Raw genomic sequence first — 26,882 nt, 5'->3', positions numbered from 1 at the left:
AGGGGGCCGACGGATGTCGGCCCCCTCGTTCTTGTAGGCTCTGCCTACCGGTAAAACGGAGCAGGGCACATAGGACACCTCTGGTAGAATCAATGCGATTGGTTCGGGCGTATGCAACGTCCCTGCGCGCATCGGAGGTGGGTAGTGTCTGGATACAGGTATCATCGCGTGTTGCTCAAGCTTTCGGGCGAGGCGCTCATGGGATCCAAGGAGTTTGGCATCGACCCGGATGTCCCCCAGCGGATTGCGGACAAGCTCAAGCCCGCCTATGAGGGGGGCGTCCAGATCGCCGTGGTCGTGGGCGGCGGCAACATCTTCCGTGGCCTCTCCGGGGCGGCGGCTGGCATGGATCGCGCCCAGGGCGACAACATGGGCATGCTGGCCACGGTCATCAACAGTCTGGCTCTGCAGGACACCTTCGAGCACAATGGCATGCAGTGCCGCGTCATGAGCGCCATCGAGATGCACCAGGTGTCCGAGACCTACATCCGTCGTCGTGCCATACGCCACCTGGAGAAGGGGCGCATCACCATCTTCGCAGCCGGCACGGGCAACCCCTACTTCACTACGGACACCGCGGCGGCCCTGCGCGCCTGCGAGATCGGGGCCGAGGTGCTCATGAAGGCCACCAAGGTGGACGGCATCTACGACGCCGACCCCGTGACGCATCCCGATGCCCAGCGCTTCGACACCATCACCTATCATGACGTGCTCGCCCAGGGGCTCAAGGTGATGGATGCCACGGCGGCGGCCCTCTGCCACGACAACCACATGCCCATCATGGTCTTCGACCTCGATGGGGACAACGTCTTCGAACGTGCCCTCAGGGGAGAGGCGGTCGGCACGACCGTCGTGGAAGGATAGGAGCAATCATGAGCCAATACACCGATTCCGCCAAGCGGCACATGGAAAGGTGCGTCGAGGGCCTCAGACACAACTTTGCCAAGGTGCGCACCGGCAGGGCAAGTGCCCAGGTGCTTGCGGACATCAAGGTGGACTACTATGGTCAGCCCACGCCCATCACGCAGCTGGCGGCCGTCAAGGTCCCCGAGGCCTCCATGCTGGTCGTCGAGCCATGGGACAAGAGCTCCCTCAGGGCCATCGAGAAGGCCATCGAGATGTCCGACCTGGGCATCACTCCTGGTAACGATGGCAGCTGCATCCGCCTGCCCTTCCCCAAGCCCACCGAGGAGCGCCGCCGCGAGCTGGTCAAGGAGTGCGGCAAGTATGCCGAGGAGGCCAAGGTGGCCGTACGCAACGCTCGCCGCGATGCCAACAATGCGGCCGAGCGCGCCCAGAAGGATGCCGACCTCTCCGAGGATGACGTCGCGCGGGAGAAGAAGGCCATCCAGAAGCTCACGGATTCCTATGTCGCCAGGATCGATGACATGCTCAAGACCAAGACCGCCGAGGTCATGGAGATTTAGGTGCAGACGGACATCACACGACAACGCGCGTACTTTGCGGACGCACCCGGCGACGTGAGCTTGGGGGCCATTGACGCTGCGCGCATGCCCGCGCACGTGTCCATCATCATGGATGGCAACGGGCGCTGGGCACAGGCACGGGGGCTCGACCGTTCGAGCGGCCACGTCGCAGGCGTCGACTCCCTCAAAGAGACGGTCACGGCCAGCGTGCGCCTGGGCATCGACGTGCTCTCGGCCTATGCCTTCTCCACGGAGAACTGGAAGCGTCCCCAACACGAGGTCGACCTGCTCATGCACCTGTTTGCCACCACGCTCATCGAGGAGCTGCCCCTCTTCCACCAGGAGAACGTGCGGCTGCGTTTCTTTGGTGACCTCACGGCGCTCCCCAGGGAGACCTTCGAGGTGTTCCAGCGGGGGCTCGACGAGACGAAGGACAACACGGGCATGACCTTTGCCCTGGCCGTCAACTATGGCGCGCGTGCCGAGATCGCCCGCGCCGCACGCATCATCGCCGAACGGGTGCGCGACGGCAAGCTTGCGGTGGACGACATCACGCCCGAGCTCATGCCCCGCTGCCTCTATACCCATGGCCTGCCCGATCCCGACCTGCTCATTCGCACGTCAGGTGAGCTGCGGCTCTCCAACTACCTACTGTGGCAGCTCGCCTACACGGAACTCTACGTCACCGATACCCTCTGGCCGGACTTCGACCGCTGGGATCTGCTGCGTGCCATCCATTCCTACCAGGGTAGAAGCCGTCGCTTTGGTGGTGTCGCGGCTCGGTGAGACCCCATGGCGACAAGGGGACGGGGGACGGCCACGAGACTTCGCCATCCGCGAGGCCTCGTGGTCTTGATGCGGGCATCGCCCGCCTCGAACGTGCGCGCGATGCCAAGGAGCAGTCGCGCCGTGAGGGCAGTCTCCGTGGGCAGCGCGTGCGCGGCTGGACGGAGAAGCTCATAACGCGCGTGGCATCTGGTGCCATCTACGCCCTCGTGGTCATTGCCTGCCTCTTCCTGGGGCGCTGGGCCACGGCCCTGCTCGTGACGGCGATGGCCTGGCAGTGCTGTTCCGAGTTCTTTCACATGACGCGCATCGCCGGTCGTATGGCAAACGAGCCTTTGGGCCTGTCCATGGCGGCGCTGTTTGCCCTGGCGCCTCTCACGAGGTCGCTGTTCGCCATGCTCGTGCTCGTGCTGCTCCTGTTGGTAGCGGCTGCCGGGTGGTATGTGGTCACGCCGCGCGCGAACATCGGGGACGTGAGCACCACGGTGTTCGGTCCGCTCTACACCTCGCTCATGTTCTCGCCCATCGTCCTCATCAGGATGTATGACAAGGGCAGCATCATGGGCGCGCTGCTTGCCTTCGGCGTCATAGTCTCCATCTGGGCAAACGATGCGATGGCATTCTTTGTGGGCTCACGCATCGGCAGGCACAAGCTTGCCCCCAAGATCTCCCCCAACAAGAGCATCGAGGGTCTTGTGGGCGGTATGGCCGCCTGCATGCTCATCTGGGTGGTGCTGTGGGCGTCAGGCGCCTTTGCGCTGTCGCTTCCCCTCGCCGTGGCCTCGGGCTTCGCCGTTGGCCTGTTTGGCGTGGTGGGAGACCTGTTCGAGTCGCGCATCAAACGCGGTGTGGGGCTTAAGGACTCCGGTGACTTCATGCCGGGGCACGGTGGCATGCTCGACCGTTCCGACTCCCTGCTCTTTGGGTGTACCGTTGCATTCTTCATGCTCCATCTGGGAGGAATTCTTTGACGATCTTCGAAGACACGGCACCTCGTGCCGAACGGAGGAGGCCACTGCGCATGGCCCTGCTGGGCGCCTCGGGGTCCATCGGCACGCAGGCGCTGGACGTCTGCCGCCAGCATGCGGACAGGCTGAGCGTCGTGGCGCTCTCGGTGCACGCCTCGACGGACATGCTCGTGAGGGCGGCCCGCGAGTTTGGCGTGGCCCATGTGGCCGTCACGGACGGGGCACATCGGGACGACCCCATCCTCTCCGAGCTCCCCACAGGGTGCAGCTGCAGCTTTGGGCATGAGGCGCTCACGGATCTCGTGCGTCTGGATGACGTGGACTGCGTGCTCAATGCCGTGGTGGGCTTTGCCGGCATCGAGGCGGGCTTTGCCGCCCTCAGGGCGGACAAGGTGGTGACCTATGCCAACAAGGAATCCATCGTCGTGGGCGGCGACCTGCTCATGCCCTTGGCGCGGCCGGGGCGCCTCATCCCCGTTGACTCCGAGCACAGTGCCATCTACCAGTGTCTGGTGGGGGAACAGCGCCGTGCGCCCCATGCCATCTGGCTCACCTGCTCGGGTGGTCCGTTCAGGGGTATGACGCGCGAGCAGCTCGCCAGGGTGACGGCGGCCGACGCGCTCCGGCACCCCACCTGGCGGATGGGTCCCAAGATCACCATCGACTCCGCGACGCTCATGAACAAGGGGCTCGAGGTCCTTGAGGCCTCCCAGCTCTTTGACGTGGGCATCGATGACGTCACCGTGCTCGTGCACCCCCAGAGCCACATCCACTCCATGGTCGAGTTCGCCGACGGTTCCGTGAAGGCCCAGCTTGGTCCCTCCGACATGCGCCTGCCCATCCAGTACGCGTTCAGCTATCCCGAACGCTGGGAGCCGCCCGCCCCCCGTGTGGACTGGCGTACGGTCTCCGACCTCGTCTTCGAGGCGCCGGATGAGGAGACGTTCGGATGTCTGGCCCTCGCCCGGGAGGCAGGCAGGAGGGGCGGCACGCTACCGTGTGCGATGAGCGCGGCCAACGAGGTCGCCAACAGGGCGTTCCGTGAGAACCGCTGCGGCTTTCTCGACATCGAGGCCTGCGTCGCCCACGTCATGGAGCGCAGCGAGGTCGTGCCGGTCGAGTCCCTCGGCCAGCTCGTCGACATCGATATGCGCAGTCGTGAGCTGGCAGGCCGCTTCCTCTCGAGGTGTGTGCGATGAGTGCGCTCGCCCCCGTCCTTGCTGCCTTGTTCTGGGGCATCGTGGTTCTCTCGGTGCTCGTGTTCGTGCATGAGGGTGGCCACTACCTCTCTGCCCGCGCCTGCGGCATGCGTGTGACCGAGTTCTTTCTGGGCATGCCCTTCAGGCACAACGTGTCCTGGAAGTCCAAGGGCAGGGGCACGCGCTTTGGCGTCACACCCATCCTCCTGGGCGGCTATACCCGCATCTGCGGCATGGAGGGCACACGGTCCGACAAGCTGGCGGCCTGCCTGGCCCTGGTGCAACGCCGTGGTCGCGTGGGCGCATCCGATGTGGCCGCCACCCTGGACGTGAGCGTGGACGACGCGCTCGACCTTCTGGCCACGCTGTCCGATTGGGCGTCCATCAGGCCCTACTATAATCCCGATAAGGGGGAGTACGAGGGGCAGGCGACCTATCCCGAGGCCTTCGAGACGCTCGCACGTGACGACCGCCTGCTCACGGAGTATGACCGCGGCCATGACTTCTCGCGTCCGGGCAGCACGGCGGCGGGGGAGCCGCGCCCCATCGAGGGCGATGCCGAGGCCTTCCTCGCCCATGAGCGCAGCCAGACCTATCTGGGCAAGGGCTTTCTCAGGCGTGTGATCACCCTGCTTGCCGGACCGCTCGTCAACATCGTGGTGGCCTTCCTCATCGTGACGGTCAGCCTCTCCACCGTGGGCGTCGACACGATTCTGGACACCAACACGCTTGGCGGCGTGGAGGCCGGGAGCCTCGCCGATGCCGCGGGCCTCAAGGCGGGGGACACCATCAGGCGCATTGATGGCACGGATGTCGATAGCTGGAGCAGCCTGACGGAGGCCCTCGGTGCGGTACGGTCGCAGGGGCGCGACTTCGAGGTCGTGGCCGTGGGACAGGATGGCGTCGAGAGGACCCTCACCATCGACGTTCCCGCCGATGGGGTGTGGGACAAGCTGGGCATCGACGCCAGCGTGGGCCATCGGCAGCTGGGCCTGGTGGAATCGGCTGGCTATGCCGTCCGGTATGGCCAGATGGTCGCGGACTTTGCCGTGCGTCTCATCATGCCCCAGCACACCATGGAGACACTGCAGGGCGCCTCGTCCGTCATAGGCATCTCGGCCATGGCAAGCGAGGCCGCCTCCGAGGGCATCAACACGCTGCTCCTCTTCGTGGCGGCCGTCTCCATGTCGCTCGGATTCATGAACCTCCTGCCCATTCCCCCCCTCGATGGTGGGAAGGTCCTCATCGAGGTCGTCCAGGCCGTCATCAGGCGACCCCTCTCCGTGCGCGCCCAACGGTATGTGAGCTACGTGGGCCTCGCCTTCTTTGTGGTCATCTTCGTCTATGCCCTCAGGAACGACATCCTGGGGATGCTTGCCAGATAGGAGCGGTGCCATGCAGGCAGGTGAACGGCAGCGGCCGGCGCGCGACCGTACGCATCGACTGCAGGTGGGGACGGTGCCCGTGGGGGGCGGCGCCCCCGTCTCGGTGCAGTCCATGTGCACCACGAAGACGTCGGATCCGGCAACGACGCTCAAGCAGATTCGTGGCCTGGCCAGCGAGGGCTGCGAGATCATACGGGTGGCCATCCCCAGCTTCCACGAGCTGGACGGCTTCGAGGCCATCTGTGCCGAGAGCCCCCTGCCCGTGGTTGCGGACATTCACTTCGATTACAAGCTTGCCATCGAGGCGTCCAGGCGTGGTGCCGCGGCGCTGCGCATCAACCCCGGTAATGTCGGCTCCTTCGAGCGCGTGGATGCCATCATCGAGGCGGCCGGGGAGGTCGGCATCCCCATTCGCATCGGCGTGAACGCCGGCTCGCTCGATCCCGCGGTTGCCGATCGCGAGGACCTCACCCTTCCCGAGAAGCTCGTCGCCTCGGCGCTCTCGTTCGTTGCCCACTTCGACGTGCGCGGCTTCGATGACGTGGTGCTCTCCGCCAAGGCGCACTCCGTGCCGGTGACGCTCGAGACCTACCGGCGCCTCGCGTGCGAGCTCCCGCAGGTACCCCTGCACGTGGGCGTCACCGAGGCGGGGACCCTCCGCCAGGGGACGGTCAAGAATGCCACCGCTGTGGGCATCCTGCTCGAGGAGGGCATCGGCGACACCATGCGGCTCTCGCTCACGGCGGATCCGGTGGAGGAGGTGCGCGTCGCCTGGGATCTCCTGGGCGCCCTGGGCATGCGTCGCCTGCATCCGGAGCTCGTGAGCTGTCCCACCTGCGGTAGGTGCCAGGTGGATCTCATAGGCATTGCCCAGGAGGTTCAGCGGCGCCTGTCCGAGGTGGATGCCCCGCTCTCGGTGGCGGTCATGGGCTGTGTGGTCAACGGGCCGGGCGAGGCACGCGACGCCGACCTGGGCATCGCGTGCGGCAGGGGCCAGGGCGTGCTGTTCGAGAACGGCCGCAGGATACGGAACGTGCCCGAGGACCGCATTGTGGATGCGCTCATGGAGGAGGTCGCCAGGCGGGTGTGACGTGCCCTGGGGGTGTACCATCCCCACCGGAACCAGGAACGACGACACGAGGAGCCATTCGTGAGAAGCTGTATGAGGATGTCCAAGCTCTATGCCCCCACGCTCAAGGAGGATCCCGCCGACGCGGAGGTGGCCAGCCACAGGCTGCTGCTACGTGCGGGCATGATCCGCAAGGAGGCGTCCGGCCTCTACAGCTACCTCCCGCTCGCATGGCGTTCGCTCCTGAAGATCGAGGCCATCATCCGTGACGAGATGGAGGGCATCGGCGCCCAGGAGATGCTCACGCCCATCCTCACGGACGCCGAGCTGTGGCACCAGAGTGGCCGCTGGGATGCCTATGGTCCCGAGCTCATGCGTATCCGGGACCGCCACGGGCACGAGTATGCCCTTGGTCCCACCCACGAGGAGACCTACACCGACCTCGTGCGGGGAGAGCTGCGCTCCTACAAGCAGCTGCCCGTGACGCTCTACCACATCCAGGACAAGTTCCGCGACGAGTTGCGCCCCCGCTTTGGCCTCATGCGCGGCCGCGAGTTCATCATGAAGGACGCCTACTCCTTCAGCGCGACCAAGGAGAGCCTGCAGCAGTGCTACGATGCAGAGAAGGCCGCCTACGCGCGCATCTTCGAGCGCTGCGCCCTGTGCTGCCTGCAGGTGGTGGCCGACTCCGGCCAGATTGGCGGTGACACGTCCGTCGAGTTCATGGCGCTCGCCAAGGAGGGCGAGGCCGAGCTCGTCTACTGCGACGACTGCGGCTTTGCGGCGGACACGGAGGCCGCGACGGTGGTGGCACCCCTCTTTGAGGGGGAGGAGGGCACGCTCGAGAAGGTTCCCACGCCCGGTGCGGGCAGCATCGCCGACGTGTCGCGCCTGCTGGGTGTCCCCGAGAGCGGCACGCGCAAGGCGCTGGCCCTCATCGATGGCGATGGTAGGCCCACGGTTGCCTTCATCCCTGGTGACCACGAGATGAACGACGTCAAGGCGGAGCATGCCTTTGGGGCATATCACCTGATGAGTGGGGAGGAGCTCGAGGAGCACGGTCTCGTCAAGGGGTTCATGGGTCCGGTGGGCCTGCCCGAGGGGGTGCGCGCCTGCGCCGACCGTTCGCTCCAGCGGTCGCAGTGGTGGCTCGTCGGTGCCAACGAGCGGGACTTCCACTTCGCTCATGCCAAGCTCGGGCGGGACTTCTCCATCGCGGACGACGCCTGGGTCGATGTGATTGCCGCCCAGCCGGGTGACCTCTGTCCCGTCTGCGGCACGCCGCTCGAGGGCGCCCGCGGCATCGAGTGCGGGCAGGTGTTCCAGCTGGGTACCAAGTACTCACAGGCCATGGGTGCCACCTTCGCCGACGAGAGCGGCAAGGAGGTCCCCCTCCTCATGGGATGCTATGGCATCGGCGTCTCGCGCACGCTCGCGGCCGTCGTCGAGCAGCATCATGACGAGCAGGGTATCGCCTGGCCCGTCTGCGTCGCGCCCTACGAGGTGGAGGTCATTCCCCTGGACACCAGGGACGACCTGGTGTGGCCCCTTGCCCGGCGCGTGGCCGACGGTCTTGCCCAGGCCGGCGTCGAGGTCGTCCTGGACGACCGCAAGGAGCGCCCAGGCGTCAAGTTCAACGATGCCGACCTCATGGGCTTCCCATACCAGGTTATATGCGGCAAGCGCTCCGCCCGGGACGGCAAGGTGGAACTCAAGGTGCGTGCGACGGGCGAGCGCAGCGAGGTTGCCGTCGAGGACGTCTGCAAGCTACTGACGTCACGGGTGCTCTCGGAGCGCGCGTAGGCCATCGTGCCAGGGGGCATGGCACGGGATTCAGGTTGGGGAGAGGTCATGAGCTACGCGGATATCGCTGCCGAGGCACGGGGTTCGATGGGGCCTTGGTGCAAGGCCTGCCCAGATTGCGATGGCAGGGCCTGTGGCGCCCATGTGCCGGGTCCCGGGGCCAAGGGCTCTGGGACCGTCGCCGTGCGCAATCGCGTCGCGTGGGAAGGCCATCGGCTGCTCATGGACACCATCTACGAGGGCGGCCAACCCTCCACAGAGACCTCGCTCTTCGGACGCACGCTGACCCTTCCCGTCATGATCGCCCCGGTCGGCGACGTGCAGCGCCACTACGGGGACAAGCTCACCGATGTCGAGTACAACACCTGCGTGCTCGAGGCGGCGGCCCAGGCGGGCACCGTTGCCTGGACGGGGGATGGCATACGCCCCCAGATAGTGGAGAAGGCCACCGAGATCATCGGCTCCCTGGGTGGTGCGGGCATCATCACCATCAAGCCGTGGCCGATGGGCATGCTCCACGAGAAGGTGGCCCTCTCGCTCTCGTCGCACCCCCGTGCGATCGCCATGGACATCGACGGTGCCGGACTTCCCTTCCTGAGGGACTTCGAGCCGCCTGCGGGCCCCAAGAGCGTGGCCGAGCTCAAAGAGGTTGCCGCCCAATGCCATGAGGCACGCGTGCCGTTCGTGCTCAAGGGCATCCTGAGCTCCCGTGGCGCGGAGAAGGCCCTCGAGGCCGGTGCCGATGCGATCGTGGTCTCCAACCATGGCGGCCGGGTCCTCGATGGCGTGCCCGCGACGGCAGAGGTGCTCCCTGCGGTGGTGGACGCCGTGGGCGGGGCGTGCGACGTGCTGGTGGATGGTGGCATTCGCACGGGTATCGACGTGTTCCGTGCCCTCGCGCTCGGTGCCAGTGCCACGTTGGTGTGCCGCCCGTTCGTGGTCTGCGTGTATGGTGCGGGCGCCGCGGGCGTCATGGCCTATCTCACACAGCTCAGGGACGAACTCGAGGACGCCATGCGCATGTGCGGCGCGCTCGGCGTCGCCGAGGTGTGCCGGGACATGGTCCTGTAGCCGCCCTCCTGATGTCAGACCACGGATGCTCACCTCAATACGGGATGGGACGTCTGGCTCAGGAAAGGGCGTCGCGTATGATCAGATGTCCTTGTCGAAGCGATAGTGTGTCTTGGTGAACCCATAGGTCTCATAGAATCCATGACTCTCATCGTGACCAAGCCGGCTCGAGAGAATCATCCGTTCGCAACCCGCCTCGCAAGCGACCTCCGTTGCCCATTCGAGGAGCTGGAAGCGAATGTCACCATCACGATAGCCTTCCGCCACGGTAAGCTCTGTGACTTCAGCTACACGCACGCCATCGTGGAGTTGCCAGGTGCAGTTGATGCCGACGAAGCCGACGACCTCCCCATCCTCCGTCTCGAAGACACCCAGCTTGTGACGCTCCTCGTTGAGCTGATCAACAAAGGTTCGCGCAAACATGCCCTTGTTGAGCGTGTCTCCACCTGCGATGGTCGTTCCAATGAGCTCGTATGAGACGGTGAGATCAGAGAGGGTGGCGTAACGTACCATAAGTTCTCCTATCTGTTGCGGTTACTTGGCATACGTGACTCTTACGTGATAGGTGCCGGATTGAAGACGCACAAATCATTGACGAGTCCGTGTTCCTCGGCATATGACCGTCTCCTACCGCTGACGACATCGATGAGTAGCGTGAAGAGTTCGCTACCAATGGCCTGGATGGAGCGCTCTCCGCTCGAGATGGGCCCTGCGTCTATGTCGATGAGGTCCGGCCACATACGCTTGACCTCGCTGCGGGAGCAAATCTTGAGGACGGGAATCTGTGCTAGACCATAGGGGGTGCCACGTCCCGTGGTGAAGAGCTGTGCACCAATGCCGCTGGCGAGCTGACAGGGACCACATACGATATCGCTTGCCGGTGTGGCCGCATAGATGAGGCCATGCTTGGTCGGGCGTTCGCCAGGAGAGAGTACCTCGACGATGGGGGAGGTACCGCTCTTTGCGATGGAACCCATGGCCTTCTCAACGATGTTGGAAAGACCACCCCGCTTGTTACCAGGCGTTGGGTTGGCGCTGCGGTCAGCTCCGCCCTTGGCGAGATACTCGTCGTACCAACGCATCTCATGTGCAAGCTTCTTCTCGGTAGCCTCGTCTACGCAACGTCGGGCGATGAGATAGACCCCGTCGCGCACCTCGGTGACCTCGGAGAACATCGCCGTGCCGCCGCCTGCCACGAGCAGGTCGACACAATAGCCAATGGCTGGATTGGAGGCAACACCGGAGAAGGCGTCAGACCCTCCACATTGAACACCCAGTAGGAGATCGGAGAGGGGCAATGCCTCGCGGTGACGTTCATTGAGCCTGGCGAGTTTGCGCTCGGCCATTTCGCAGATCCGTCGTATCTGATCCTCATAGCCATGGCACTTTTGGAGGATGATGACGTTGTCGGAGGTATTGTCCCCTGGCCTGTCCTGGCAGAAGAGCTCTGGAGAGAACTTCTCGCACCCCAGGCTCACGAGCATGAATTCCCCGCCAAAATTGGGATGTCGTGCGATATTGCGCAGGATTCTCTGTGGAATGTATGCTTCGGTCGCTTTGATGGCCACGCCGCAGCCATACGCATGATTAATCGCGACAACATCATCAACGTGGGGGTACCGTGGGAGGATCTCCTGCTTGATCTTCTGGACTGCCTTGTTGACGACACCAGTCACGCACTGGACGGTCGTCTGAATACCCAGAATGTTACGCGTTCCCGCATAGAACCCATCTGGACTACGGTAGCCCTCCCACGTTGTGATGGGAGGGACAGGAGGATTCCAGCCGATCTCGACACCCCATTCCATCTGCTCGAGTGGGGGTGGAACGGGTAGCTGCAGCGAATGCTCATTGATCCATGAGCCTGCAGGCTTGTCCTCAAGCGCATGTCCAAGCACGATGCCGTAGCGAATGACCTCACCCCCCTTGGGGATATCGACAAGGGTCACCTTGTGCGCCTGCGGTATTGCCTCACGTGTGCGGATCCCAGGGGCTACCTCCTCGCCTGCAGCTAAGTCGCGAATAGCAATTGCCACATTATCGCGCTCGTCAACCCTGACGACCAACTTACCGCTCATGCGCTCTCCCCCTCTCAAAGAATTCCTTGGGATAATATCCCAAGACGACATTCTTACGATCCCTCAGCACGTCACCCCACGCATAGGGGGCGATCCACGTTCGATAGTCGTTCCTGTCCGCTGGGATGTTGGGAATGACATTGCCCATATTCACGTGACTGGGAAGCATGATATCCACGTGCCATCGGGACAACTCCTCACAGTTCGAGACGAATTGCCTGACCATAGCCTCGGTGATGTCCCATTTGTCTCTGGTCTCGGGCCTCATCATGGGCACACCCAAGCCGCCATGCATGGCGCATCGATATGTCCTGCCTGTGCTCTCGTCCGTGTCGCTGAAGAGAAAGGCGACGGCTCCTGGTGTGTGCCCTGGAACAAGCCTTGTCTCAATAGAAAGGCGGCCAATCTCCAGGGGCCTTGAGAACTCATAGGTGTCGGTGATCTCATAGGGGGCCATAGGCAGTTCGCTCACGTCGTCCTTCCACTTCTGGTGAAGCTTCTCATCCACGGAGGAGAGCCAGATCTCGCATCCCGAAAGTCCTTGAATATATGAGGCGCCATTCACGTGGTCCCAATGCCAGTGCGAAAGCAACACCTTCCTAATGCCTCTGGGATCGAACCCTGCTTGCCAGATGTGGTCAATCAGCAGGTAGACAGAGGCACGATAGCCCGTATCGAGGAGGACGAGGCCATCTCCCGAGTCGATCAGGTAGCAGCACACATCATCGTTGCCCCCTACATTCCAAACATGGGGAGCAACCCGATAGACGTCTATGGCATGGCGGCGGGGGCAATCAAGCTCGTCCCCCAGGCGAGGATGGGAAACCGGAGCATAGTAGATGGGCTTGTTCACGGATCCTCCTTCGAGTCCTTTGGGCGAACGCACGCCTTTGAGCTTATGCGGCGTGTCATAGGGCGGTAAGGGTCTATGGAACATAAATTCTGTAATGCATGCGGAAGCATGACGTTCTAAAAGCTATTTCCTGCTGTTATCTTTGTGGCAAGTTGGTATGGAGACTACTTTTGGTTGAACCCATCCTTTTGACTTCTGTCCTCGGGGTGCTTTTGATCGGTTTGTCTCACACGTACCATTCCTCTGTGAGATGTGGTCGTATCCGCATCCATGTGGGCAGCTGTCATGTGTCTCTTCGGACATGTGACGTTATGGGATTGGAGGATCGGAGTGAATCTCGGATTGGCATTGCTGGGCTTTGCGACCATGATTGTCATTACGGTCGTGTTGCTCAAGAACAAGGTGAGCACGCTGCTCGCCTTTACGGTGTTCCCCTTGATCGCCGGCTTCATTGCCCTGTTCGTTGCGGCCGGTGGTCCCATAGACGCCACGAGCATTCCCGGCACCTTTGGGACGTGGCTCAAGGATGGCTTTAGCAAGACCACATCCATTTCGCTGATGATGCTCTTCTCGCTTCCGTATTTCATGATGATTGCGGATACGGGCATGTTCGATGACATCGTCAAGGCGATTATGAAACATGTCAGGGTGTCAGCACCCGCCATCTGCATCCTGACCGTGATAGTGGCCTGCATCTGCGAGCTTGATGGCTCCATCACCTCCGTCTTCCTTATTACGGTGCCGCTCATGCTTCCCTTGTATGAGAAGTTTGGGGTTGATAAGAAGATTCTGCCTTTCCTCATCTGCGTCGCCATCCTTCTCATGTGCAACACGCCGTGGAACCCGAAGATCCTCCGCGCTGCCTCGCTTGTGAGCGATCAAGGTATCACGGGAACCGCCCTCTTCCTTAAGCTGGTTCCCATTCAGGTGTTCATGTTCGTGATGCTGGTTGGTGTTGCCATCTTCTTCGGCATCAGGGAGCGTAGGAATCGCAAGGAGGCGGGAGAGGTCTCTCATGCCGAGCTGCTAGCCCAGTTCAAGGACACCGAGCTTTCTCGCCACAATCGCTTTGCATTCAACCTCATGTTCACCGCCTTTCTGATCTTCTGTCTCATCGCCTTTGGTGACATTCCCCAGTACTATGTCTTTGCCTTCGGCCTTGTTATTGCCCTGCAAGTGAACTATCCCGATCTCAAACAGCAGAACAAGCTTCTCAAGAAGTATGCGGGATCGCTTTTTCCCGTGCTGCCGGCCGTGCTTCTCTCTGGCGTCGTCGTGGGTGTCATGCAGGATAGCGGTATGCTGGATGCCATGGTTCAACTGCTCATGGCCATCGTACCTTCTGCGCTTGGCCCCTATCTCTACCTCGTCATTGCACTCTTCAGTACGCCCCTTATGCTGCTTTTCACGAATGACACCTGGTTCTATGCGCTCATGCCATTGGTCATCGCGTTTTCGGCTCAGTATGGCGTGCCCGCGGAGGTCGTTATCGTTGCCCTCTACATGAACTTCGGCTCCATGATCTCCGTTGTCGCACAGCCTCAGCTCTACATTGCTACCGACCTGACCGGCATCACGATCGACGGGCATATCAAGTTTTCATTCCTTAAGCTGTGGGCGCTCAACGTCATCGTCGTGCTCTTTGGGATCGTGACGGGCGTGTTCATGCCATAACGCAGGTACGACATCGGACGTCTTGCGATGTTTTGCCCGGTGGCTCCGCAAGGCGGAGCCACCGGGCATTGGCGCACCCGTTCGTGTGAATCCCAGCGTTAAGGTCTCGTTGTCTTGGAGCGTAGGTAGCTCCTCAGGGTGAAGGCAATGGAGAGCACCGTATAGTCGGCAAGTTCGCGCGGATTGTACCCTGTGACACGCGCGATCTTGTTGAGGCGGTTCTGGAGGGTGTTCTTATGCAGGAAGAGCTCCTCAGAGCAGTGCTTGATGCTGCCGTTATGACGCGTATAGGCATCGAACACGAGCTGATAGTCATCTATCTCCTTGTCGGGAAGGTCTCCAAACACGTGACGCACGAGATTCGTTGACTCATCGTCTGGAATGGCCGTGAAGACGATGCCCGCATCAAGACTCTGGAAGTGCCGCATGGATCCGTCGTGGGTGAACATCGTCCAATCCAGCGCTCTGCGCGCATGGTCATAGCTACGCCAGTATTCGTTCTCGCCGTGCGCCTCGCTGCCAATACCAAAGCAGACGTCCGTCCTCAACCGTTCTTCCAGGTCCCTTTGAATGTCACGTGCGAAGTTCGAGAGTCGGTTCCCAGACTTTTCGGTAAATATCCTTACCTCATTCTCGCTCGTCGAAAAGAAGCTCAGCGGCTCCTGTGCAAAATGAGCATACAGGATGGGATAGACGTCTCCCGACTTATTGAGGGCCCCGTTGTCCGTACGCCTGCCAACAAGGGCACGGCGAGGGACCGTGAGGTCGATGCCCAGCACCGAGGCAAGGTAATCGACGAGTCCGTGGTCATGTCGTTTGAGTACGAGCAGGTTCATGAGGTTGGCGTAGCGTTCGAGCTCGTCAAACCTCACGACCTGATCATGGTTCTCGCGAATGAGGATTTCGGTCATCTTGCCGATGATGGTGCCAAACGATTCCACATCCTCTCGGTTTCCCGTTATGCCAACGACCGCCACAACGGCCTCATTGAAGAGGACGGGTACGTTGATGCCGTGCCGCGCGCCCCTGAACTGCTCGCTGTTGTCAACAGGAACCGTCTTCTGCGTCATGGCGGCGATGCGAGCCGCCTCATGGCGCGTGCCCACGCGGCTTTCGTCCGTGCTTGCAATGACGTAGCCCATGGTGTCGAAGAGGTTGATCTCGTGGTTAATGACGTCCTTGAGGCTCGTGACGATGCTGTGGGCGATCTTTGGGTCCAGGTCCATGTGCGTCTCTCTCCCTAACGATGAATCGTCCTCATTCTATGTACATGCGCATTAGTGTTACAGAGGACATCCGTGAACGATGTCTGGATGCAGGTTATCGGTTTCACGGAATATGTCTGTCAGGATCTGATGGGTCTATCCTCGTCACAAGGACACACGCCATAGGGTGCCCATCAGGCATTGCCAAGGCAGATATCAGGAGGGTGTTGATATGGTTGCCACCATAGAGAAGATGGCGGTCATTCCCGTCGCAGGCTATGACAGCATGCTGCTCAATCAGGCGGGTGCGCACGAGCCGTTCTTCACACGCAACATCGTGGTCATGCATGATTCCGAGGGAGTCGAGGGAGTGGGGGAGGTCCCGGGCGGTGAGGTCATCACCAAGAGGCTTGAGTCCTGCATTCCCCTGGTGGAGGGCGCCTCCATTGCGCAGTGGAAGAACGTCGTCCTGAGCTGCCGAAAGATGCTTGAGAACCAGATGAGGGGGGCGTCTGGGTCAGGTGGGCAGGAAACGGCCCATGCGCAGATCTTCAAGAAGGTGACCAACGTTCTGACGGGCGTGGAGACGCCCATGCTCGACATCCTGGGCAAGCACCTTGAGGTTCCCGTCGCGGCGCTGCTCGGTGAGGGCCAGGTACGCGATTCCGTACGCTTTCTAGGCTATCTCTTCTACATCGGTGACTATCGCAAGACAGACATGCCTTATCTACACGATGACGACACCTCAGACGAGTGGGGGCGCGTGCGCCGTGAGCCCGCCCTCACGCCAGACGCCATCGTCCATGAGGCCGAAGCTGCCCAGAAGCGCTTTGGCTTCCACGATTTCAAGCTCAAGGGCGGCGTCTTCGCGGGCAGTGAGGAGATGGAGGCCGTGCGCGCCCTTAAGGCGCGCTTTCCCGACGCACGCATAACCATCGACCCCAACGGTTGTTGGACCTTGCGGGAATCGCTCGAGCTTTGTCGTGACATGGTCGGCACGCTCACCTACGTCGAGGACCCCTGCGGCGCCGAGGGCCGCTTCTCCGGGCGCGAGGTCATGGCGGAGTTCCATCGATTGACAGGACTCCCCACGGCCACCAACATGATTGACACGGACTGGCGCGAGATGAAGGCGGCCATCCGCCTGGACTCCGTGACGATCCCCCTGGCCGACCCGCACTTCTGGACGATGGAGGGGTCCGTGCGCGTGGCCCAGCTCTGCCATGACCTCGACCTCACCTGGGGCGTCCACTCCAACAACCACTTCGACATCTCGCTGGCGATGGTGGCCCAAGCCGCCGCGGCGGCCCCCGGCGTCATCAATGCCTGCGACACGCACTACATCTGGCAGGATGGCCAGCACCTGGGTAGGGTGGCCCCCCATTTCGAGGATGGATGTCTCCAGGTGCCGCGCGATGGTGCTGGTCTGGGCATCGATCTCGACCACGACAAGCTTGCCGCCGCGCATAGGCTCTATGTGGACAATGGCTGTGGCACGCGCGACGACGCGCGAGGCATGAGGTTCTACATTCCGGGCTGGTCGTATGATGCCAGCCTCCCAGCGATGGTGCGTCCATAGCGTATGTTACATGTACTATCTCACGTCCTTACTCTAGGTTTCCCTTTTCATTATTGAAGCCATAGAAATGGTTCCACTGGCTTCGTAAGGTACAAGACAGGCGATGGGCGGAACGTTCAAGAGAATGGAGATCGCATGGTACCGAAGATCGAGAAGATGGAAGTCTACCCTGTCGCAGGCTATGACAGCATGCTGCTCAACCTGTCGGGCGCGCATGGCCCGTACTTCACACGCAACATTGTGATCCTTACGGATTCGGAGGGCGTCGAAGGGATCAGCGAGGTGCCAGGATCGACCAAGATCACCGAAGTCCTGAACGAGATTGATGACCTGGTTGTTGATAAGCCTGTCTTTAAGTGGAAGAATGTCGTGCGCTCCATCCATGACAAGTATGCGAGCCTTGACCAGGGCGGACGCGGTGCCCAGACGTTCGACCTGCGCACCACCGTTCACGTGCAGACGGCCATCGAGGCCGCCATGCTCGACATCCTGGGCAAGCATCTCGAGGTTCCCGTTGCCGCCCTTCTGGGCGAGGGCCAGCAGCGCGATTCCGTGCGCTTCCTCTGCTATCTCTTCTACGTTGCCGACTATCGCAAGACCGACCTTCCCTACATCCATGGTGACGACGACTCCGACGCGTGGGGCCGCATCCGCCGTGAGCCCGCGCTCACGCCCGAGGCCATCGTCGAGCAGGCCAAGGCTGCAACGGAGCGCTACGGCTTCGTCGACTACAAGCTCAAGGGAGGCGTCTTCGCGGGCAAGGAGGAGATCAAGGCCATCAGGGCACTCAAGCAGGCATATCCCCATGCCCGCATCGACCTCGACCCCAATGGCTGCTGGTCGCTCGCCGAGGCGGTCGACCTATGTAAGGACATGGTTGGTACGCTCACCTACGTCGAGGACCCCTGCGGTGCCGAGGGCCGATTCTCCGGCCGTGAGGTCATGGCGGAGTTCCACAGGCTCACGGGCCTTCCCACGGCCACCAACATGATCGCAACCGACTGGCGCGAGATGAAGGCCGCCATCAGGCTCGACTCCGTGACGATCCCCCTGGCCGACCCGCACTTCTGGACGATGGAGGGTGCAACGCGCGTGGCCCAGCTCTGCCATGACCTCGACCTCACCTGGGGCGTCCACTCCAACAACCACTTCGACATCTCGCTGGCGATGGTGGCCCAGACCGCAGCTGCCGCCCCCGGCTTCTACAACGCCTGCGACACGCACTACATCTGGCAGGACGGCCAGGCACTCACCAAGAGGCCGCCCAGGATCGAAGATGGACGCGTGGCCGTTCCACGCGACGTCCCCGGCTTGGGTCTCGAGATCGATCGTGACGCCGTCATGAGGGCCAATAGGCTCTTCCTTGAGAACGACCTGGGAACGCGAAATGATGCCATTGGCATGCAGTATCTCATCCCGGGCTGGAAGTTCGACCCCAAGCGCCCGTCGATGGTTCGCTAGTCCAACGCATCCGAGGAGCACACACAATGTCCAAACCTATCAAAGACGAACGCTTCAAGGGTATTTTCGTCCCCATCCTCACACCCGTGGATGAGGAGGGGAGGATCGATTCGGCGAAGCTTCGCAAGCAGGTCGACTATGTCATCGAACATGGGGTGGACGGCATCTTGGCCTTCGGATCGAACTCAGAGTTCTATATGTTCGATGATGACGAGATGATCGATGCCACCCGTGAGATCCTCGACGAGACCTCCGACAGGGTGCCGGTGATGTTTGGCATAGGCCATATCCGCACGAGCGCATGTATCACGCTCGCGAAGCGTGCTGCCGAGTTGGACATAGACGCCATCTCCGTCTTGCAGCCCATGTTCATCAGGCCTACGGATCAAGCCCTCTACAACCACTATGCGGCCATTGCGCAGGCCGTCCCTGATACGGCGATGTTCGTCTACAACAACCCCGGCCGTGCGGGCTATCCGATTCCCATCGCCACCATCGTGTCCCTTGCCCACAGACTGAGGAACGTCAGGGGTATCAAGGATTCCACGGGCAACATCACCGATCTGCAGGAGCTCATACGCCAGACTGCCGATGTCACCTTTACCGTGTTCTCAGGCAAGGACACCATCGTGTTCCCTGGCCTGTGCTGTGGCGCCGATGGTGCCGTGTGCTCGACCGCCAACATGTTCCCCGAGCTTGTGTGTGGCATCTATGACAAGTATGTTGCCGGAGACTACGAGGGGTCAAGGGCATGCCAGTTCAGGCTCAACCCCATCCGTCTCTCCCAGGATGTCGCAAGCTTCCCGGCGGCAACCAAGGACATGGCCAACCTCATGGGCATGGACGTCGGGCCTTCCGTGCTGCCGACAGAGCCCACAGCCGGTGCCGCGCTCGAGGGCATGAAGAGGGCCATGAGGGATGGCGGATACCTGTAGCCGGGTGGGCAGTGTGATACCAGAGGCTCTGAAGGGAGGTGGCTCATGGCTTCGCTCAACGTGATCGTAGCCTCGGACTCGTTCAAGGGGTCGGCGAGCAGTAGGCGTGTCAACGACTACATTGCCGAGGGCATCCTGCGCGTCACTCCAGATGCGCGGGTTACGAGGTGCCCCATAGCCGATGGCGGGGAGGGTACCATGGATGCACTCATCTCGGCACGTGGGGGACGGGTGTGCTCGGTGCGCGTGACAGGACCCTTGGGCGCTGATGTCACGGCCCATTACGGCTTCATTGAGGAGGAACGGACTGCGGTCATTGAGATGGCGGAGGCCAGTGGAATAACTCTCATCGAGCAGACCGCCATCAATGCCCTCTGCGCATCGACGCGCGGCGTGGGCGAGGTGATACTCGATGCCCTCGACAGGGGGGCGGAGCACATGTATGTGGGCCTGGGGGGCAGTGCCACAAGTGACGGGGGCATGGGCATGGCCAAGGCCTTGGGCGTCCGCTTCCTGGCGGCCGATGGCGGTGAGGTGACGGATGGTTTGGCCGGTCTTTCTGAGCTCCATGCCATCGACATCACGGGAGTGGATGATCGCGTGCGCCAGGCGGAGTTCATCGCCCTAACCGATGTGTTCAATCCGTTGGCAGGCAGGCGTGGCGCGGTCTATGTCTATGGTCCGCAAAAGGGCATCGCCAAGGATGATCTTCCGATTGTGGATGCATGGATGGAGAACTATGGCTATCTGCTCAAGCGCGACGTCCGCTCCGATGCCGCCGATGTGGCTGGCTCCGGTGCCGCAGGAGGCCTCGGGGCTGCTCTCATTGCCCTCTGCGAGGCGCGTGTGGTTTCGGGTATCGACTTCGTGCTGGATGCCATTGGGATCGAGGAGGACATGAGAGACTGCGACCTTGTCGTCACGGGCGAAGGTCGTATGGACTCGCAGTCCGCTAACGGTAAGGCACCGGTGGGTGTGGCACGCATCGCAAGACAGCATGGCGTCCCTGTGGTGGCCATCGTCGGGAGCAGGGCCGATGACCTTGGCGCTATCTATCGCGAAGGCATCGGCCTTGTCATTCCGACAACGACGGAACCCGCTACACTCGAGGAGTGTCTGGCACGGGTCGCCGTGAGCATACCCCTGGCAGGTGAGAGTGCCATGCGGGCATTTCTCTTGGGAAGGACACCCATCCCAGTGCCGTAGGCATCGGGGATGGGTGGGTTTCATGCCCTTTGAGGAGGGCGAATATGCAAGCGTTCGAGAAAGGAACGGCATGAAGGTAGGATTCATCGGTCTCGGCATCATGGGCAAGCCTATGGCGCTCAACGTCCAGAAGGCAGGCCATACCGTCGTCGCCTACGACCATCACCAGGACCGCATAGATGCCATCGTCGCGGCGGGTGGCATGTCGGCCGCGAGCGGCAGGGAGGTCGGCGAGCAGTCTGACGTCGTCATCACGATGATGCAGAACTCACCCAACGTCGAGAGCGCGCTCTTCGATGGGGGCGGCGTCTTCGAGGGTCTCTCCGTCGGCAAGGCCGTCATCGACATGAGCTCCATCAACCCCATCAAGTCCCGCGAGTTCGCCGCTCATCTCGCCGAGAAGGGCGTCGACTTCCTCGACGCACCCGTCTCCGGTGGTGAACCCAAGGCCATCGACGGAACCATCGCCGTCATGGTTGGCGGTGAGCAGAGCGTCTTTGACAAGTACGAGGGCCTGCTCAAGACCATGGCCTCGACGGTCACCCTTGTGGGTGGCGTGGGTGCCGGCAACATCACCAAGCTTGCCAACCAGATGATCGTCGCCATCAACATCGCGGGCATCTCCGAGGCCTACTCGCTCGCCAAGAAGGCGGGCGTCGACCCCGCCCGCGTCTACGAGGCCATCCGTAGCGGCCTTGCGGGCTCGGTGGTCATGGACCAGAAGTCCCAGAAGATCTTTGACGGCAACTTCGATCCGGGCTTCCGCATCGAGCTGCATATCAAGGACCTCCAGAACGCGCTCGACACCTCCCATGGTGTCAACATCGTCGCGCCCTTCACCTCGCTGGCCATGGAGATCATGCAGTCGCTCAAGGCACACGGCCACGAGAAGGACGACCATTCCGGCATCGCCGAATGGTACGAGATGGTCAACGACCTCAAGCTGCAGGGATAGCCTGAGAACACCTTTGCAGTGCACCGGATGTCGCGTGCCAAGGACAAGGGGCTGCGCTCCCTTGTCCTTGGGCCGTTCCGTGGGGGAGGACGCAGGTGGCACCTCACACCATCGAGGAGGCGGACCTTCCCCAGCTTGATGGCGCCCAGAGCGGGTATGGCAAGCCCATCGAGTCCATCAATGAGCGTGGACCCATCTTCCGTACGTCCATCCTCGATGGCGAGGGCATTGTCACGGCACGTTCCGATGGGTGTGAACGAATCGAGTGCGATACGGTCATCATCTGTGTCTCACAGGTCGTGCCGTCAAAGGCATGGCGCGCTTCATGGGCATCCGCCTGGAGGATGCCGTGGTAGCAGAGAGACCGAAGGGAGGCGTGTGAGGCCATGACATACAGGGAAACGGTCATGCTCAAGGATGGTCGGGAGATGCCCCGTCTTGGTATGGGGACATGGCATCTGGCGGAGGGGCTGCACCCACGTCCCATGGAGCTATCGGCACTGCGGGCTGGGCTCGATGCGGGCGTCAGGCTTATCGATACGGCGGAGATGTACGGAGATGGCGCCACGGAGGAGTTGGTGGGCGATGCCATCCGCCGACGCGACCGCGAGAGCCTCTTCATCGTCTCCAAAGTCTATCCATGCCATGCGGGTCGACGTAGCATGTCTCGCGCGCTTGACGGCACGCTGAGCCGTTTGGGAACGGAGTACCTCGACCTCTACCTGCTCCATTGGCGCGGCCAGATTCCTCTTGAAGAGACGGTATCATGCATGGAGGAGCTCGTCGAGAGCGGCAAGGTCCTTGGCTGGGGCGTCTCTAACTTCGACCTCGATGACATGGAGGAGCTCATGGATGTCGAAGGGGGAGAGCACTGTCTTATAAACCAGGATCTCTACCACCTGGGCTCGCGCGGCATTGAATATGACCTACTGCCCTGGATGAACGGGAATGGCGTTCCCCTCATGGCATACTGTCCCTTGGCACAGGCGGGAAGACTCCGCCAAGGGCTTGTCGAGGACGAGGCCGTGAGGCAGGTTGCGGCGCACCATGGCATTACGCCCCTGCAGGTGCTGCTTGCCTTCGCGCTCCATGACGAGCATGTCATTGCCATTCCACGCAGCTCGAGCGTCAGGCACATCTTGGCAAACTGGGAGAGCCGCACGATTGAGCTGACTTCCGATGACCTTGCCCTGCTCGACGACGCCTTTCCGCCGCCGACGCATAAGGTCCCTTTGGATATGGAGTGACATCTAGCCGAACAGCAGCGCCAGGTTGAGTGCCGTCACGACGAGGCCGATGAGGACGAGCAGTGCCTTGAGGCCCGGGCCGTTGGCATACGCGCCCATGACGCGCCTGGACGACGTGAGGTAGATCTGCAGGAATATCGTGAAGGGCAGCTGGAGCGAGAGCAGCGCCTGTGACCACACGAGCCCCTGGAAGGCGTCGCCCACGAAGAAGACGGTCGCCACGGCCAGCACGAACGTGGCCACGATGCCCAGCGAGGAGTGGCGGTCGTGGATGTCGTATGGCTCGCCCGCCATGCCTGCCGTGATGGTGCCTGCGGCCATGCCTGCCGTCACCGAGGAGCTGAGACCCGCAAGCAGGAGCGCCACCGCGAAGATGAGGCTTGCGGCCGGCCCCACGAGGGGGGAGAGGACGCTTGCGGCCTGAGCGAGGTCGTCGATGGCGATGCCATGCCGGAAGAAGGTGGCCGCCGCCAGGATGACCATGGCGGAATTGATGGCCCAGCCTATGACCATGGAGAGGAGCGTGTCGACGAACTCGTAGTCCAGCCGCTCGCGGATGACGTCATCACCCTGTGCATCGAAGCGCCTGCTCTGGATGATCTCGGAGTGAAGGAAGAGGTTGTGCGGCATCACGACGGCACCGAGCACGGACATGACGACGGGCATCGAACCCGCAGGGAAGCTGGGAGAGACCCAGCCTAGGGTGGCCGCGGGCCACTCCACATGCACCATGAGGACCTCCACCAGGAAGGAGAGTCCGATGAGCGAGACGAAGCCGATGATCCAGCGCTCGATGTGCCGGTAGGAGTTGGTGAGCAGCAGCGTGAGGGAGACGCCGGCCACCAGTACGCTGCCTAGGCGCAGGTCGAGCCCGAAGAGCATCTGGAGGGCGATAGCCCCACCCAGCACCTCGGCCATCGTCGTTGCCACCACGGCGGCGAGTGCCGTTGTCAGCAGCCCCCGGCCAAGCCAGCCGGGCAGGTACTTGGTCGTGGCCTCCGAGATGCAGAGGCCGCTCACGATGCCCAGGTGTGCGGCGTTGTGCTGCAGAACGATGAGCATGATGGTGGAGAGTGTGACCACCCAGAGTAGCGCGTAGCCAAAGGTCGAGCCTGCGGCCATGTTGCTTGCCCAGTTGCCTGGGTCGATGAAGCCCACGGTGACGAGCAGGCCGGGACCTATGAACTTGAGTATGTCGAGACCGCCCCGCTGCCCCGTGTGCACGGAGCCAAAGAGCCTCTTAAGCGCTGCAACCATAGGCCACTCCCTGCCGTCCCTATCCCTCATGCAGATGCCGTTACCCCTGATATAGCAATATCAGGCAACCATGCGCACCGTTCGACATGAGACGGGGCACTCGGCCCTTGTCGAATGCCCCGAGGCACCACTCTTGCGTGCATGTGCCCTACACGCGAGACAGCTTGTTGACGATGACGCGCGCGAGGCCAGCAACGACGAGCATGATGAGCGTCATCGCCGCAAACAGTACGTTGGCGACCATCTCTGCGGCAAAGAGGACGGCCATGGCGACTCCCATGAGGATGCAGGCCAGGGCGATGACGAGGGAGAGCACGAACACCCTTCCCGCATTCGCGGGCACATTGGCCAGCATGGATCCACGGGCGGCCGCAAAGAGGCAGAGCACGCCAAAGATGGTGGCAAGCACCAGGGGAACGCCCCGCGAGCCAGTGAGCAAGAGCCCAATGCCAACGATGATGGCGGCAAGGCCTATGGTCATGGCAATCAGACAGCCAACCTTGAGTCGTTTGCTCTCCGGCGTCATGGGGCATCCCTCTTCTTGCGTCGGTATGTCATCTCACATGTACCTAGTGTAGCGAATCGCGGATCGTGTGCGGGGCGTCCGTTCCGCGAGGCTGTGGGGTGGTGACGTCCAGCTCAGACATCCCCCTTGCCCACAATGCCAAATTCCCGTTGGCTGTGGGGAAATGTTCTGGTAGTATCTCTTCCGCACGGGCGATTGGCTCAGGGGTAGAGCACTTCCTTCACACGGAAGGGGTCGCTGGTTCGAATCCAGCATCGCCCACCATGGCGTGCACAAGGCCAGGGTCCCTGCGGGCCCTGGCCCTTTCTGTCGCGCTGCCCTCTGCCGCGCACGCACGAGCCGCATCAGTTGCCCGCGCTCCGTGGCGTCCGGCGGCGGACGGGCACGCCATCGCGGACGATGAGACCACCCTCAAGCGCCTTGGAATGCCTCCCACGGCTCAGTTCGTTGACGTAGCGTGCCACGGCTGCCGAGATGGCCTCCGAGGCGGTCCCGTACACGAGCGAGGGCGTGTGGTCGACCGCGTAGTGCAGGATCCCCTCGACCGTGTAGGTGGGGTGATCTATGGTGGTGGGGTGGCTCGTCTCTATGGCACCGGCCTCGTCGCAGCTCACGTCGATGATGAGGGAGCCAGGCCTCATGCGCGCCACGTCATCGCGCGACAGGATGTGGTCCGTGCGCGTGAGATCCCACATGACGCAGTTGACCACGACATCGAACGAGGGGAGCTCCTTGCGCAGCAGCGCCTCGGTCCTGCGCTGATAGACGGTGACGTTGGCACTGAGCCCCTCCAGCACCCCGATGGCGCCCAAGGCCGTGTCTCCTCGGCCGATGACGGCAACCCGTTGCCCCTGGGGCATCCGTCCCTGGCAGAGGAACGCATGCAGCACGGCCGCCTCTCCCGCAAGCTGATTGTTGCGCCAGAAGACGTGCCGTCCGTCCTCGTACAGGTGCTCCCATGCATAGGCCGTGAGGCCGCCCTTCGTGAGCGCATCGGCGACCTCGGGGTTCTCGGCCGCATGCACCCAACCGAAGATGGTGGTTCCCGGTGCCAGGCTGCCAAGGTAGTCAGCGTCGCCCACCTTGGGGTCGACGATGCTCGCACACGCCAACACTTCGGTGCGCGAGCCCGTCCGTGCTCCCGTACGCGTGTACCGTTCGTCGGTGATTCCCAGGATGTCGCCATAGCCCCGCTCGAACACAAGGTCCTGGGGGCGTTCGATGACGGCAAGGTCGGAGGGGAGGAGCGCCCGCCTCGACTCATGCTCCTTTGACGGAATGGGAAACCCTATGCTCATGACAGTCGCCTCCTCTATGCGAAGGCGCACCGTGGTGAACTATGATTCCTGATGAGGACTGGGAGCCAGCCAGGCCCCTTCGCAACCATGCATACTACTATATGCGTTCGCGATGCGCTTGAGGCGATCCTGTTCCGCGAGTGGCGGCTGGCGCGCCCGTCGGGCCGAGGAAAGCCCGCCGCCAACGTTGTGGCGGCGGGCTGGTCATGTGGTGGGCCCAGAGGGATTCGAACCCCCAACCCAGGGATTATGAGTCCCCTGCGCTAACCGTTGCGCCATAGGCCCGGATAGAAAAAGGCGACGACCTAAGCCGCCGCCCTCGATGGCATGGTGGAGAATAGGGGATTTGAACCCCTGACCTCATGACTGCCAGTCATGCGCTCTCCCAACTGAGCTAATTCCCCGCGCTGGTGCAAGAGGTATATTACCAAACGCAGGGTGCCGGTCAAGGACTTTTTTGGAAGTCCCCAGACTCAGGGAGGGAACCATGGAGCAGCAGGACGGTCCCGTGGAGCTGTTCGATATGCATATCTCACATGTGGGCATCAACGCCGCGAGCAAGGAGGAGGCCGAGGAGATCGTGGCCCTCCTCTCTGTGCTCATAGGGCTCAGACGCAGCGTGACGGCACCCGTCTCCGTCTTTGCCGGCACGCTCGTGGAGGTCATGCTGCCCGAGGCCGCACGTGGCGAGAAGGGCCACATCGGCTTCTACGTCAACGACATTCCCGCTGCCATCGAGTGGTTTGCGCAGCGTGGCTTCGAGGTGAACCCCGAGACGATGTCCCTCAACCCCGATGGCTCCATTCACCTCATCTACTTCAAGCGACAGATTGCGGGCTTTGCCATCCACCTCACCTGCGATCGGTAGCGCGGCTGGTGGGTTTCTGTATGTTGGCGGGG

General features: G+C 62.2%; 25 protein-coding genes and 3 tRNA genes. 19 read left to right on the top strand and 9 right to left on the bottom strand.

What is annotated here, in order from left to right; translation table 11 throughout:
* Nucleotides 1-144: 144 nt before the first annotated feature.
* The 9 genes from pyrH to HMPREF1316_RS00410 are packed head-to-tail and all read left to right on the top strand — an operon-like array spanning nucleotide 145 to nucleotide 9,708.
* Entirely contained in the window at nucleotides 145-864 is a 720-nt protein-coding gene (gene pyrH / locus HMPREF1316_RS00450; protein WP_021724913.1) for a UMP kinase, read from the top strand.
* 8 nt (nucleotides 865-872) lie between these two features.
* On the top strand, nucleotides 873-1,427 hold the full coding sequence (gene frr / locus HMPREF1316_RS00445) for a ribosome recycling factor (protein ID WP_021724909.1): 555 nt from the start codon (nucleotides 873-875) through the stop codon (nucleotides 1,425-1,427).
* On the top strand, nucleotides 1,428-2,213 hold the full coding sequence (locus HMPREF1316_RS00440; protein ID WP_021724919.1) for an isoprenyl transferase: 786 nt from the start codon (nucleotides 1,428-1,430) through the stop codon (nucleotides 2,211-2,213). It begins immediately after the preceding gene.
* Nucleotides 2,210-3,184, top strand: a complete 975-nt coding sequence (locus tag HMPREF1316_RS00435; protein ID WP_021724914.1) for a phosphatidate cytidylyltransferase — start codon at nucleotides 2,210-2,212, stop codon at nucleotides 3,182-3,184. The genes HMPREF1316_RS00440 and HMPREF1316_RS00435 overlap by 4 nt, the downstream gene beginning before the upstream one ends.
* A gap of 50 nt (nucleotides 3,185-3,234) precedes the next feature.
* Nucleotides 3,235-4,380, top strand: coding sequence for a 1-deoxy-D-xylulose-5-phosphate reductoisomerase (gene dxr / locus HMPREF1316_RS00430; protein WP_021724917.1), 1,146 nt, complete (start codon nucleotides 3,235-3,237; stop codon nucleotides 4,378-4,380).
* A complete protein-coding gene (locus HMPREF1316_RS00425) occupies nucleotides 4,377-5,765 on the top strand; it encodes a M50 family metallopeptidase (protein ID WP_021724888.1) in 1,389 nt (462 codons plus the stop codon). Before dxr ends, HMPREF1316_RS00425 begins: the two co-directional genes overlap by 4 nt.
* A gap of 10 nt (nucleotides 5,766-5,775) precedes the next feature.
* On the top strand, nucleotides 5,776-6,855 hold the full coding sequence (gene ispG, locus HMPREF1316_RS00420) for a flavodoxin-dependent (E)-4-hydroxy-3-methylbut-2-enyl-diphosphate synthase (RefSeq protein WP_021724877.1): 1,080 nt from the start codon (nucleotides 5,776-5,778) through the stop codon (nucleotides 6,853-6,855).
* 60 nt (nucleotides 6,856-6,915) lie between these two features.
* Complete coding sequence (locus tag HMPREF1316_RS00415; protein WP_021724916.1) at nucleotides 6,916-8,637, top strand: proline--tRNA ligase; 1,722 nt, start codon at nucleotides 6,916-6,918, stop codon at nucleotides 8,635-8,637.
* Between the two features lie 48 nt (nucleotides 8,638-8,685).
* Nucleotides 8,686-9,708, top strand: a complete 1,023-nt coding sequence (locus tag HMPREF1316_RS00410) for an alpha-hydroxy-acid oxidizing protein (protein ID WP_040650653.1) — start codon at nucleotides 8,686-8,688, stop codon at nucleotides 9,706-9,708.
* 81 nt (nucleotides 9,709-9,789) lie between these two features.
* Here HMPREF1316_RS00410 and HMPREF1316_RS00405 read toward each other — a convergent pair whose 3' ends face one another.
* From HMPREF1316_RS00405 to HMPREF1316_RS00395, 3 genes are read right to left on the bottom strand one after another with little or no spacing between them, the layout of a single operon-like run.
* Entirely contained in the window at nucleotides 9,790-10,221 is a 432-nt protein-coding gene (locus tag HMPREF1316_RS00405; RefSeq protein WP_021724893.1) for a GNAT family N-acetyltransferase, read from the bottom strand.
* A gap of 41 nt (nucleotides 10,222-10,262) precedes the next feature.
* Nucleotides 10,263-11,786: a UxaA family hydrolase gene (locus HMPREF1316_RS00400; protein WP_040650651.1), complete on the bottom strand. Its 1,524-nt coding sequence runs from the start codon at nucleotides 11,784-11,786 to the stop codon at nucleotides 10,263-10,265.
* The gene (locus tag HMPREF1316_RS00395; protein ID WP_021724881.1) at nucleotides 11,776-12,639 is read right to left on the bottom strand and encodes an MBL fold metallo-hydrolase; all 864 of its coding nucleotides are present in this window, start codon (nucleotides 12,637-12,639) and stop codon (nucleotides 11,776-11,778) included. The genes HMPREF1316_RS00400 and HMPREF1316_RS00395 overlap by 11 nt, the downstream gene beginning before the upstream one ends.
* A gap of 270 nt (nucleotides 12,640-12,909) precedes the next feature.
* On the opposite strand from HMPREF1316_RS00395, the gene HMPREF1316_RS00390 reads away from it, so the two are divergent.
* Nucleotides 12,910-14,313, top strand: coding sequence for an SLC13 family permease (locus HMPREF1316_RS00390; protein ID WP_332248139.1), 1,404 nt, complete (start codon nucleotides 12,910-12,912; stop codon nucleotides 14,311-14,313).
* A 98-nt stretch (nucleotides 14,314-14,411) separates the two neighbouring features.
* Here HMPREF1316_RS00390 and HMPREF1316_RS00385 read toward each other — a convergent pair whose 3' ends face one another.
* Complete coding sequence (locus tag HMPREF1316_RS00385; RefSeq protein ID WP_021724885.1) at nucleotides 14,412-15,539, bottom strand: CdaR family transcriptional regulator; 1,128 nt, start codon at nucleotides 15,537-15,539, stop codon at nucleotides 14,412-14,414.
* 211 nt (nucleotides 15,540-15,750) lie between these two features.
* On the opposite strand from HMPREF1316_RS00385, the gene HMPREF1316_RS00380 reads away from it, so the two are divergent.
* The 7 genes from HMPREF1316_RS00380 (at nucleotide 15,751) to HMPREF1316_RS00350 (ending at nucleotide 22,901) form a co-directional block, all read left to right on the top strand.
* Nucleotides 15,751-17,097, top strand: coding sequence for an enolase C-terminal domain-like protein (locus tag HMPREF1316_RS00380; RefSeq protein WP_021724898.1), 1,347 nt, complete (start codon nucleotides 15,751-15,753; stop codon nucleotides 17,095-17,097).
* A 135-nt stretch (nucleotides 17,098-17,232) separates the two neighbouring features.
* Nucleotides 17,233-18,558, top strand: coding sequence for an enolase C-terminal domain-like protein (locus HMPREF1316_RS00375; RefSeq protein WP_021724891.1), 1,326 nt, complete (start codon nucleotides 17,233-17,235; stop codon nucleotides 18,556-18,558).
* A 26-nt stretch (nucleotides 18,559-18,584) separates the two neighbouring features.
* Nucleotides 18,585-19,493 carry a dihydrodipicolinate synthase family protein gene (locus HMPREF1316_RS00370; RefSeq protein WP_021724887.1) on the top strand — a complete coding sequence of 303 codons (909 nt, stop codon included), beginning with the start codon at nucleotides 18,585-18,587 and terminating at the stop codon, nucleotides 19,491-19,493.
* A 45-nt stretch (nucleotides 19,494-19,538) separates the two neighbouring features.
* On the top strand, nucleotides 19,539-20,699 hold the full coding sequence (locus HMPREF1316_RS00365) for a glycerate kinase family protein (protein WP_021724882.1): 1,161 nt from the start codon (nucleotides 19,539-19,541) through the stop codon (nucleotides 20,697-20,699).
* Nucleotides 20,700-20,721: 22 nt separating this feature from the next.
* Entirely contained in the window at nucleotides 20,722-21,654 is a 933-nt protein-coding gene (garR, locus tag HMPREF1316_RS00360; RefSeq protein ID WP_021724897.1) for a 2-hydroxy-3-oxopropionate reductase, read from the top strand.
* A 95-nt stretch (nucleotides 21,655-21,749) separates the two neighbouring features.
* Nucleotides 21,750-22,010: a hypothetical protein gene (locus HMPREF1316_RS00355; RefSeq protein WP_021724900.1), complete on the top strand. Its 261-nt coding sequence runs from the start codon at nucleotides 21,750-21,752 to the stop codon at nucleotides 22,008-22,010.
* A 30-nt stretch (nucleotides 22,011-22,040) separates the two neighbouring features.
* The gene (locus HMPREF1316_RS00350) at nucleotides 22,041-22,901 is read left to right on the top strand and encodes an aldo/keto reductase (protein ID WP_021724889.1); all 861 of its coding nucleotides are present in this window, start codon (nucleotides 22,041-22,043) and stop codon (nucleotides 22,899-22,901) included.
* Between the two features lie 3 nt (nucleotides 22,902-22,904).
* On the opposite strand, the gene HMPREF1316_RS00345 is transcribed toward HMPREF1316_RS00350, so the two are convergent.
* Together HMPREF1316_RS00345 and HMPREF1316_RS00340 are read right to left on the bottom strand one after the other, a co-directional pair.
* Nucleotides 22,905-24,158 (bottom strand): Nramp family divalent metal transporter, encoded by a 1,254-nt coding sequence (locus tag HMPREF1316_RS00345; protein ID WP_040650647.1) that lies wholly within the window; start codon nucleotides 24,156-24,158, stop codon nucleotides 22,905-22,907.
* 148 nt (nucleotides 24,159-24,306) lie between these two features.
* A complete protein-coding gene (locus tag HMPREF1316_RS00340) occupies nucleotides 24,307-24,684 on the bottom strand; it encodes a hypothetical protein (protein ID WP_021724883.1) in 378 nt (125 codons plus the stop codon).
* A 189-nt stretch (nucleotides 24,685-24,873) separates the two neighbouring features.
* On the opposite strand from HMPREF1316_RS00340, the gene HMPREF1316_RS00335 reads away from it, so the two are divergent.
* A tRNA-Val gene (locus HMPREF1316_RS00335) sits at nucleotides 24,874-24,948 on the top strand.
* Between the two features lie 80 nt (nucleotides 24,949-25,028).
* Here HMPREF1316_RS00335 and HMPREF1316_RS00330 read toward each other — a convergent pair.
* The 3 genes from HMPREF1316_RS00330 to HMPREF1316_RS00320 form a co-directional block, all read right to left on the bottom strand.
* The gene (locus HMPREF1316_RS00330; protein WP_021724905.1) at nucleotides 25,029-25,982 is read right to left on the bottom strand and encodes a N(5)-(carboxyethyl)ornithine synthase; all 954 of its coding nucleotides are present in this window, start codon (nucleotides 25,980-25,982) and stop codon (nucleotides 25,029-25,031) included.
* A gap of 209 nt (nucleotides 25,983-26,191) precedes the next feature.
* Nucleotides 26,192-26,267 (bottom strand) — tRNA-Ile (locus HMPREF1316_RS00325).
* Between the two features lie 43 nt (nucleotides 26,268-26,310).
* Nucleotides 26,311-26,386 (bottom strand) — tRNA-Ala (locus HMPREF1316_RS00320).
* A gap of 83 nt (nucleotides 26,387-26,469) precedes the next feature.
* Between HMPREF1316_RS00320 and HMPREF1316_RS00315 the strand changes: the two genes are divergently transcribed.
* A complete protein-coding gene (locus HMPREF1316_RS00315; protein WP_021724901.1) occupies nucleotides 26,470-26,850 on the top strand; it encodes a VOC family protein in 381 nt (126 codons plus the stop codon).
* The last annotated feature ends 32 nt before the right edge of the window (nucleotides 26,851-26,882 follow it).

The sequence above is a fragment of the Olsenella profusa F0195 genome, from assembly GCF_000468755.1.
Classification (GTDB): domain Bacteria; phylum Actinomycetota; class Coriobacteriia; order Coriobacteriales; family Atopobiaceae; genus Olsenella_F; species Olsenella_F profusa.
The sequence above is the reverse complement of the archived record's forward strand: the minus strand, read 5'-3'. Positions and strand labels throughout refer to the sequence as shown.

Bases quoted from the DNA above. Each gene is read 5' to 3' on its own strand.
- frr (WP_021724909.1), top strand. From the start codon at position 873: ATGAGCCAATACACCGATTCCGCCAAGCGGCACATGGAAAGGTGCGTC.
- dxr (WP_021724917.1), top strand. From the start codon at position 3,235: ATGGCCCTGCTGGGCGCCTCGGGGTCCATCGGCACGCAGGCGCTGGAC.
- HMPREF1316_RS00425 (WP_021724888.1), top strand. From the start codon at position 4,377: ATGAGTGCGCTCGCCCCCGTCCTTGCTGCCTTGTTCTGGGGCATCGTG.
- ispG (WP_021724877.1), top strand. From the start codon at position 5,776: ATGCAGGCAGGTGAACGGCAGCGGCCGGCGCGCGACCGTACGCATCGA.
- HMPREF1316_RS00410 (WP_040650653.1), top strand. From the start codon at position 8,686: ATGAGCTACGCGGATATCGCTGCCGAGGCACGGGGTTCGATGGGGCCT.
- HMPREF1316_RS00405 (WP_021724893.1), bottom strand. From the start codon at position 10,221: ATGGTACGTTACGCCACCCTCTCTGATCTCACCGTCTCATACGAGCTC.
- HMPREF1316_RS00400 (WP_040650651.1), bottom strand. From the start codon at position 11,786: ATGAGCGGTAAGTTGGTCGTCAGGGTTGACGAGCGCGATAATGTGGCA.
- HMPREF1316_RS00390 (WP_332248139.1), top strand. From the start codon at position 12,910: ATGTGGGCAGCTGTCATGTGTCTCTTCGGACATGTGACGTTATGGGAT.
- HMPREF1316_RS00385 (WP_021724885.1), bottom strand. From the start codon at position 15,539: ATGGACCTGGACCCAAAGATCGCCCACAGCATCGTCACGAGCCTCAAG.
- HMPREF1316_RS00380 (WP_021724898.1), top strand. From the start codon at position 15,751: ATGGTTGCCACCATAGAGAAGATGGCGGTCATTCCCGTCGCAGGCTAT.
- HMPREF1316_RS00375 (WP_021724891.1), top strand. From the start codon at position 17,233: ATGGTACCGAAGATCGAGAAGATGGAAGTCTACCCTGTCGCAGGCTAT.
- HMPREF1316_RS00370 (WP_021724887.1), top strand. From the start codon at position 18,585: ATGTCCAAACCTATCAAAGACGAACGCTTCAAGGGTATTTTCGTCCCC.
- HMPREF1316_RS00365 (WP_021724882.1), top strand. From the start codon at position 19,539: ATGGCTTCGCTCAACGTGATCGTAGCCTCGGACTCGTTCAAGGGGTCG.
- garR (WP_021724897.1), top strand. From the start codon at position 20,722: ATGCCCTTTGAGGAGGGCGAATATGCAAGCGTTCGAGAAAGGAACGGC.
- HMPREF1316_RS00350 (WP_021724889.1), top strand. From the start codon at position 22,041: ATGACATACAGGGAAACGGTCATGCTCAAGGATGGTCGGGAGATGCCC.
- HMPREF1316_RS00345 (WP_040650647.1), bottom strand. From the start codon at position 24,158: ATGGTTGCAGCGCTTAAGAGGCTCTTTGGCTCCGTGCACACGGGGCAG.
- HMPREF1316_RS00340 (WP_021724883.1), bottom strand. From the start codon at position 24,684: ATGACGCCGGAGAGCAAACGACTCAAGGTTGGCTGTCTGATTGCCATG.
- HMPREF1316_RS00330 (WP_021724905.1), bottom strand. From the start codon at position 25,982: ATGAGCATAGGGTTTCCCATTCCGTCAAAGGAGCATGAGTCGAGGCGG.
- HMPREF1316_RS00315 (WP_021724901.1), top strand. From the start codon at position 26,470: ATGGAGCAGCAGGACGGTCCCGTGGAGCTGTTCGATATGCATATCTCA.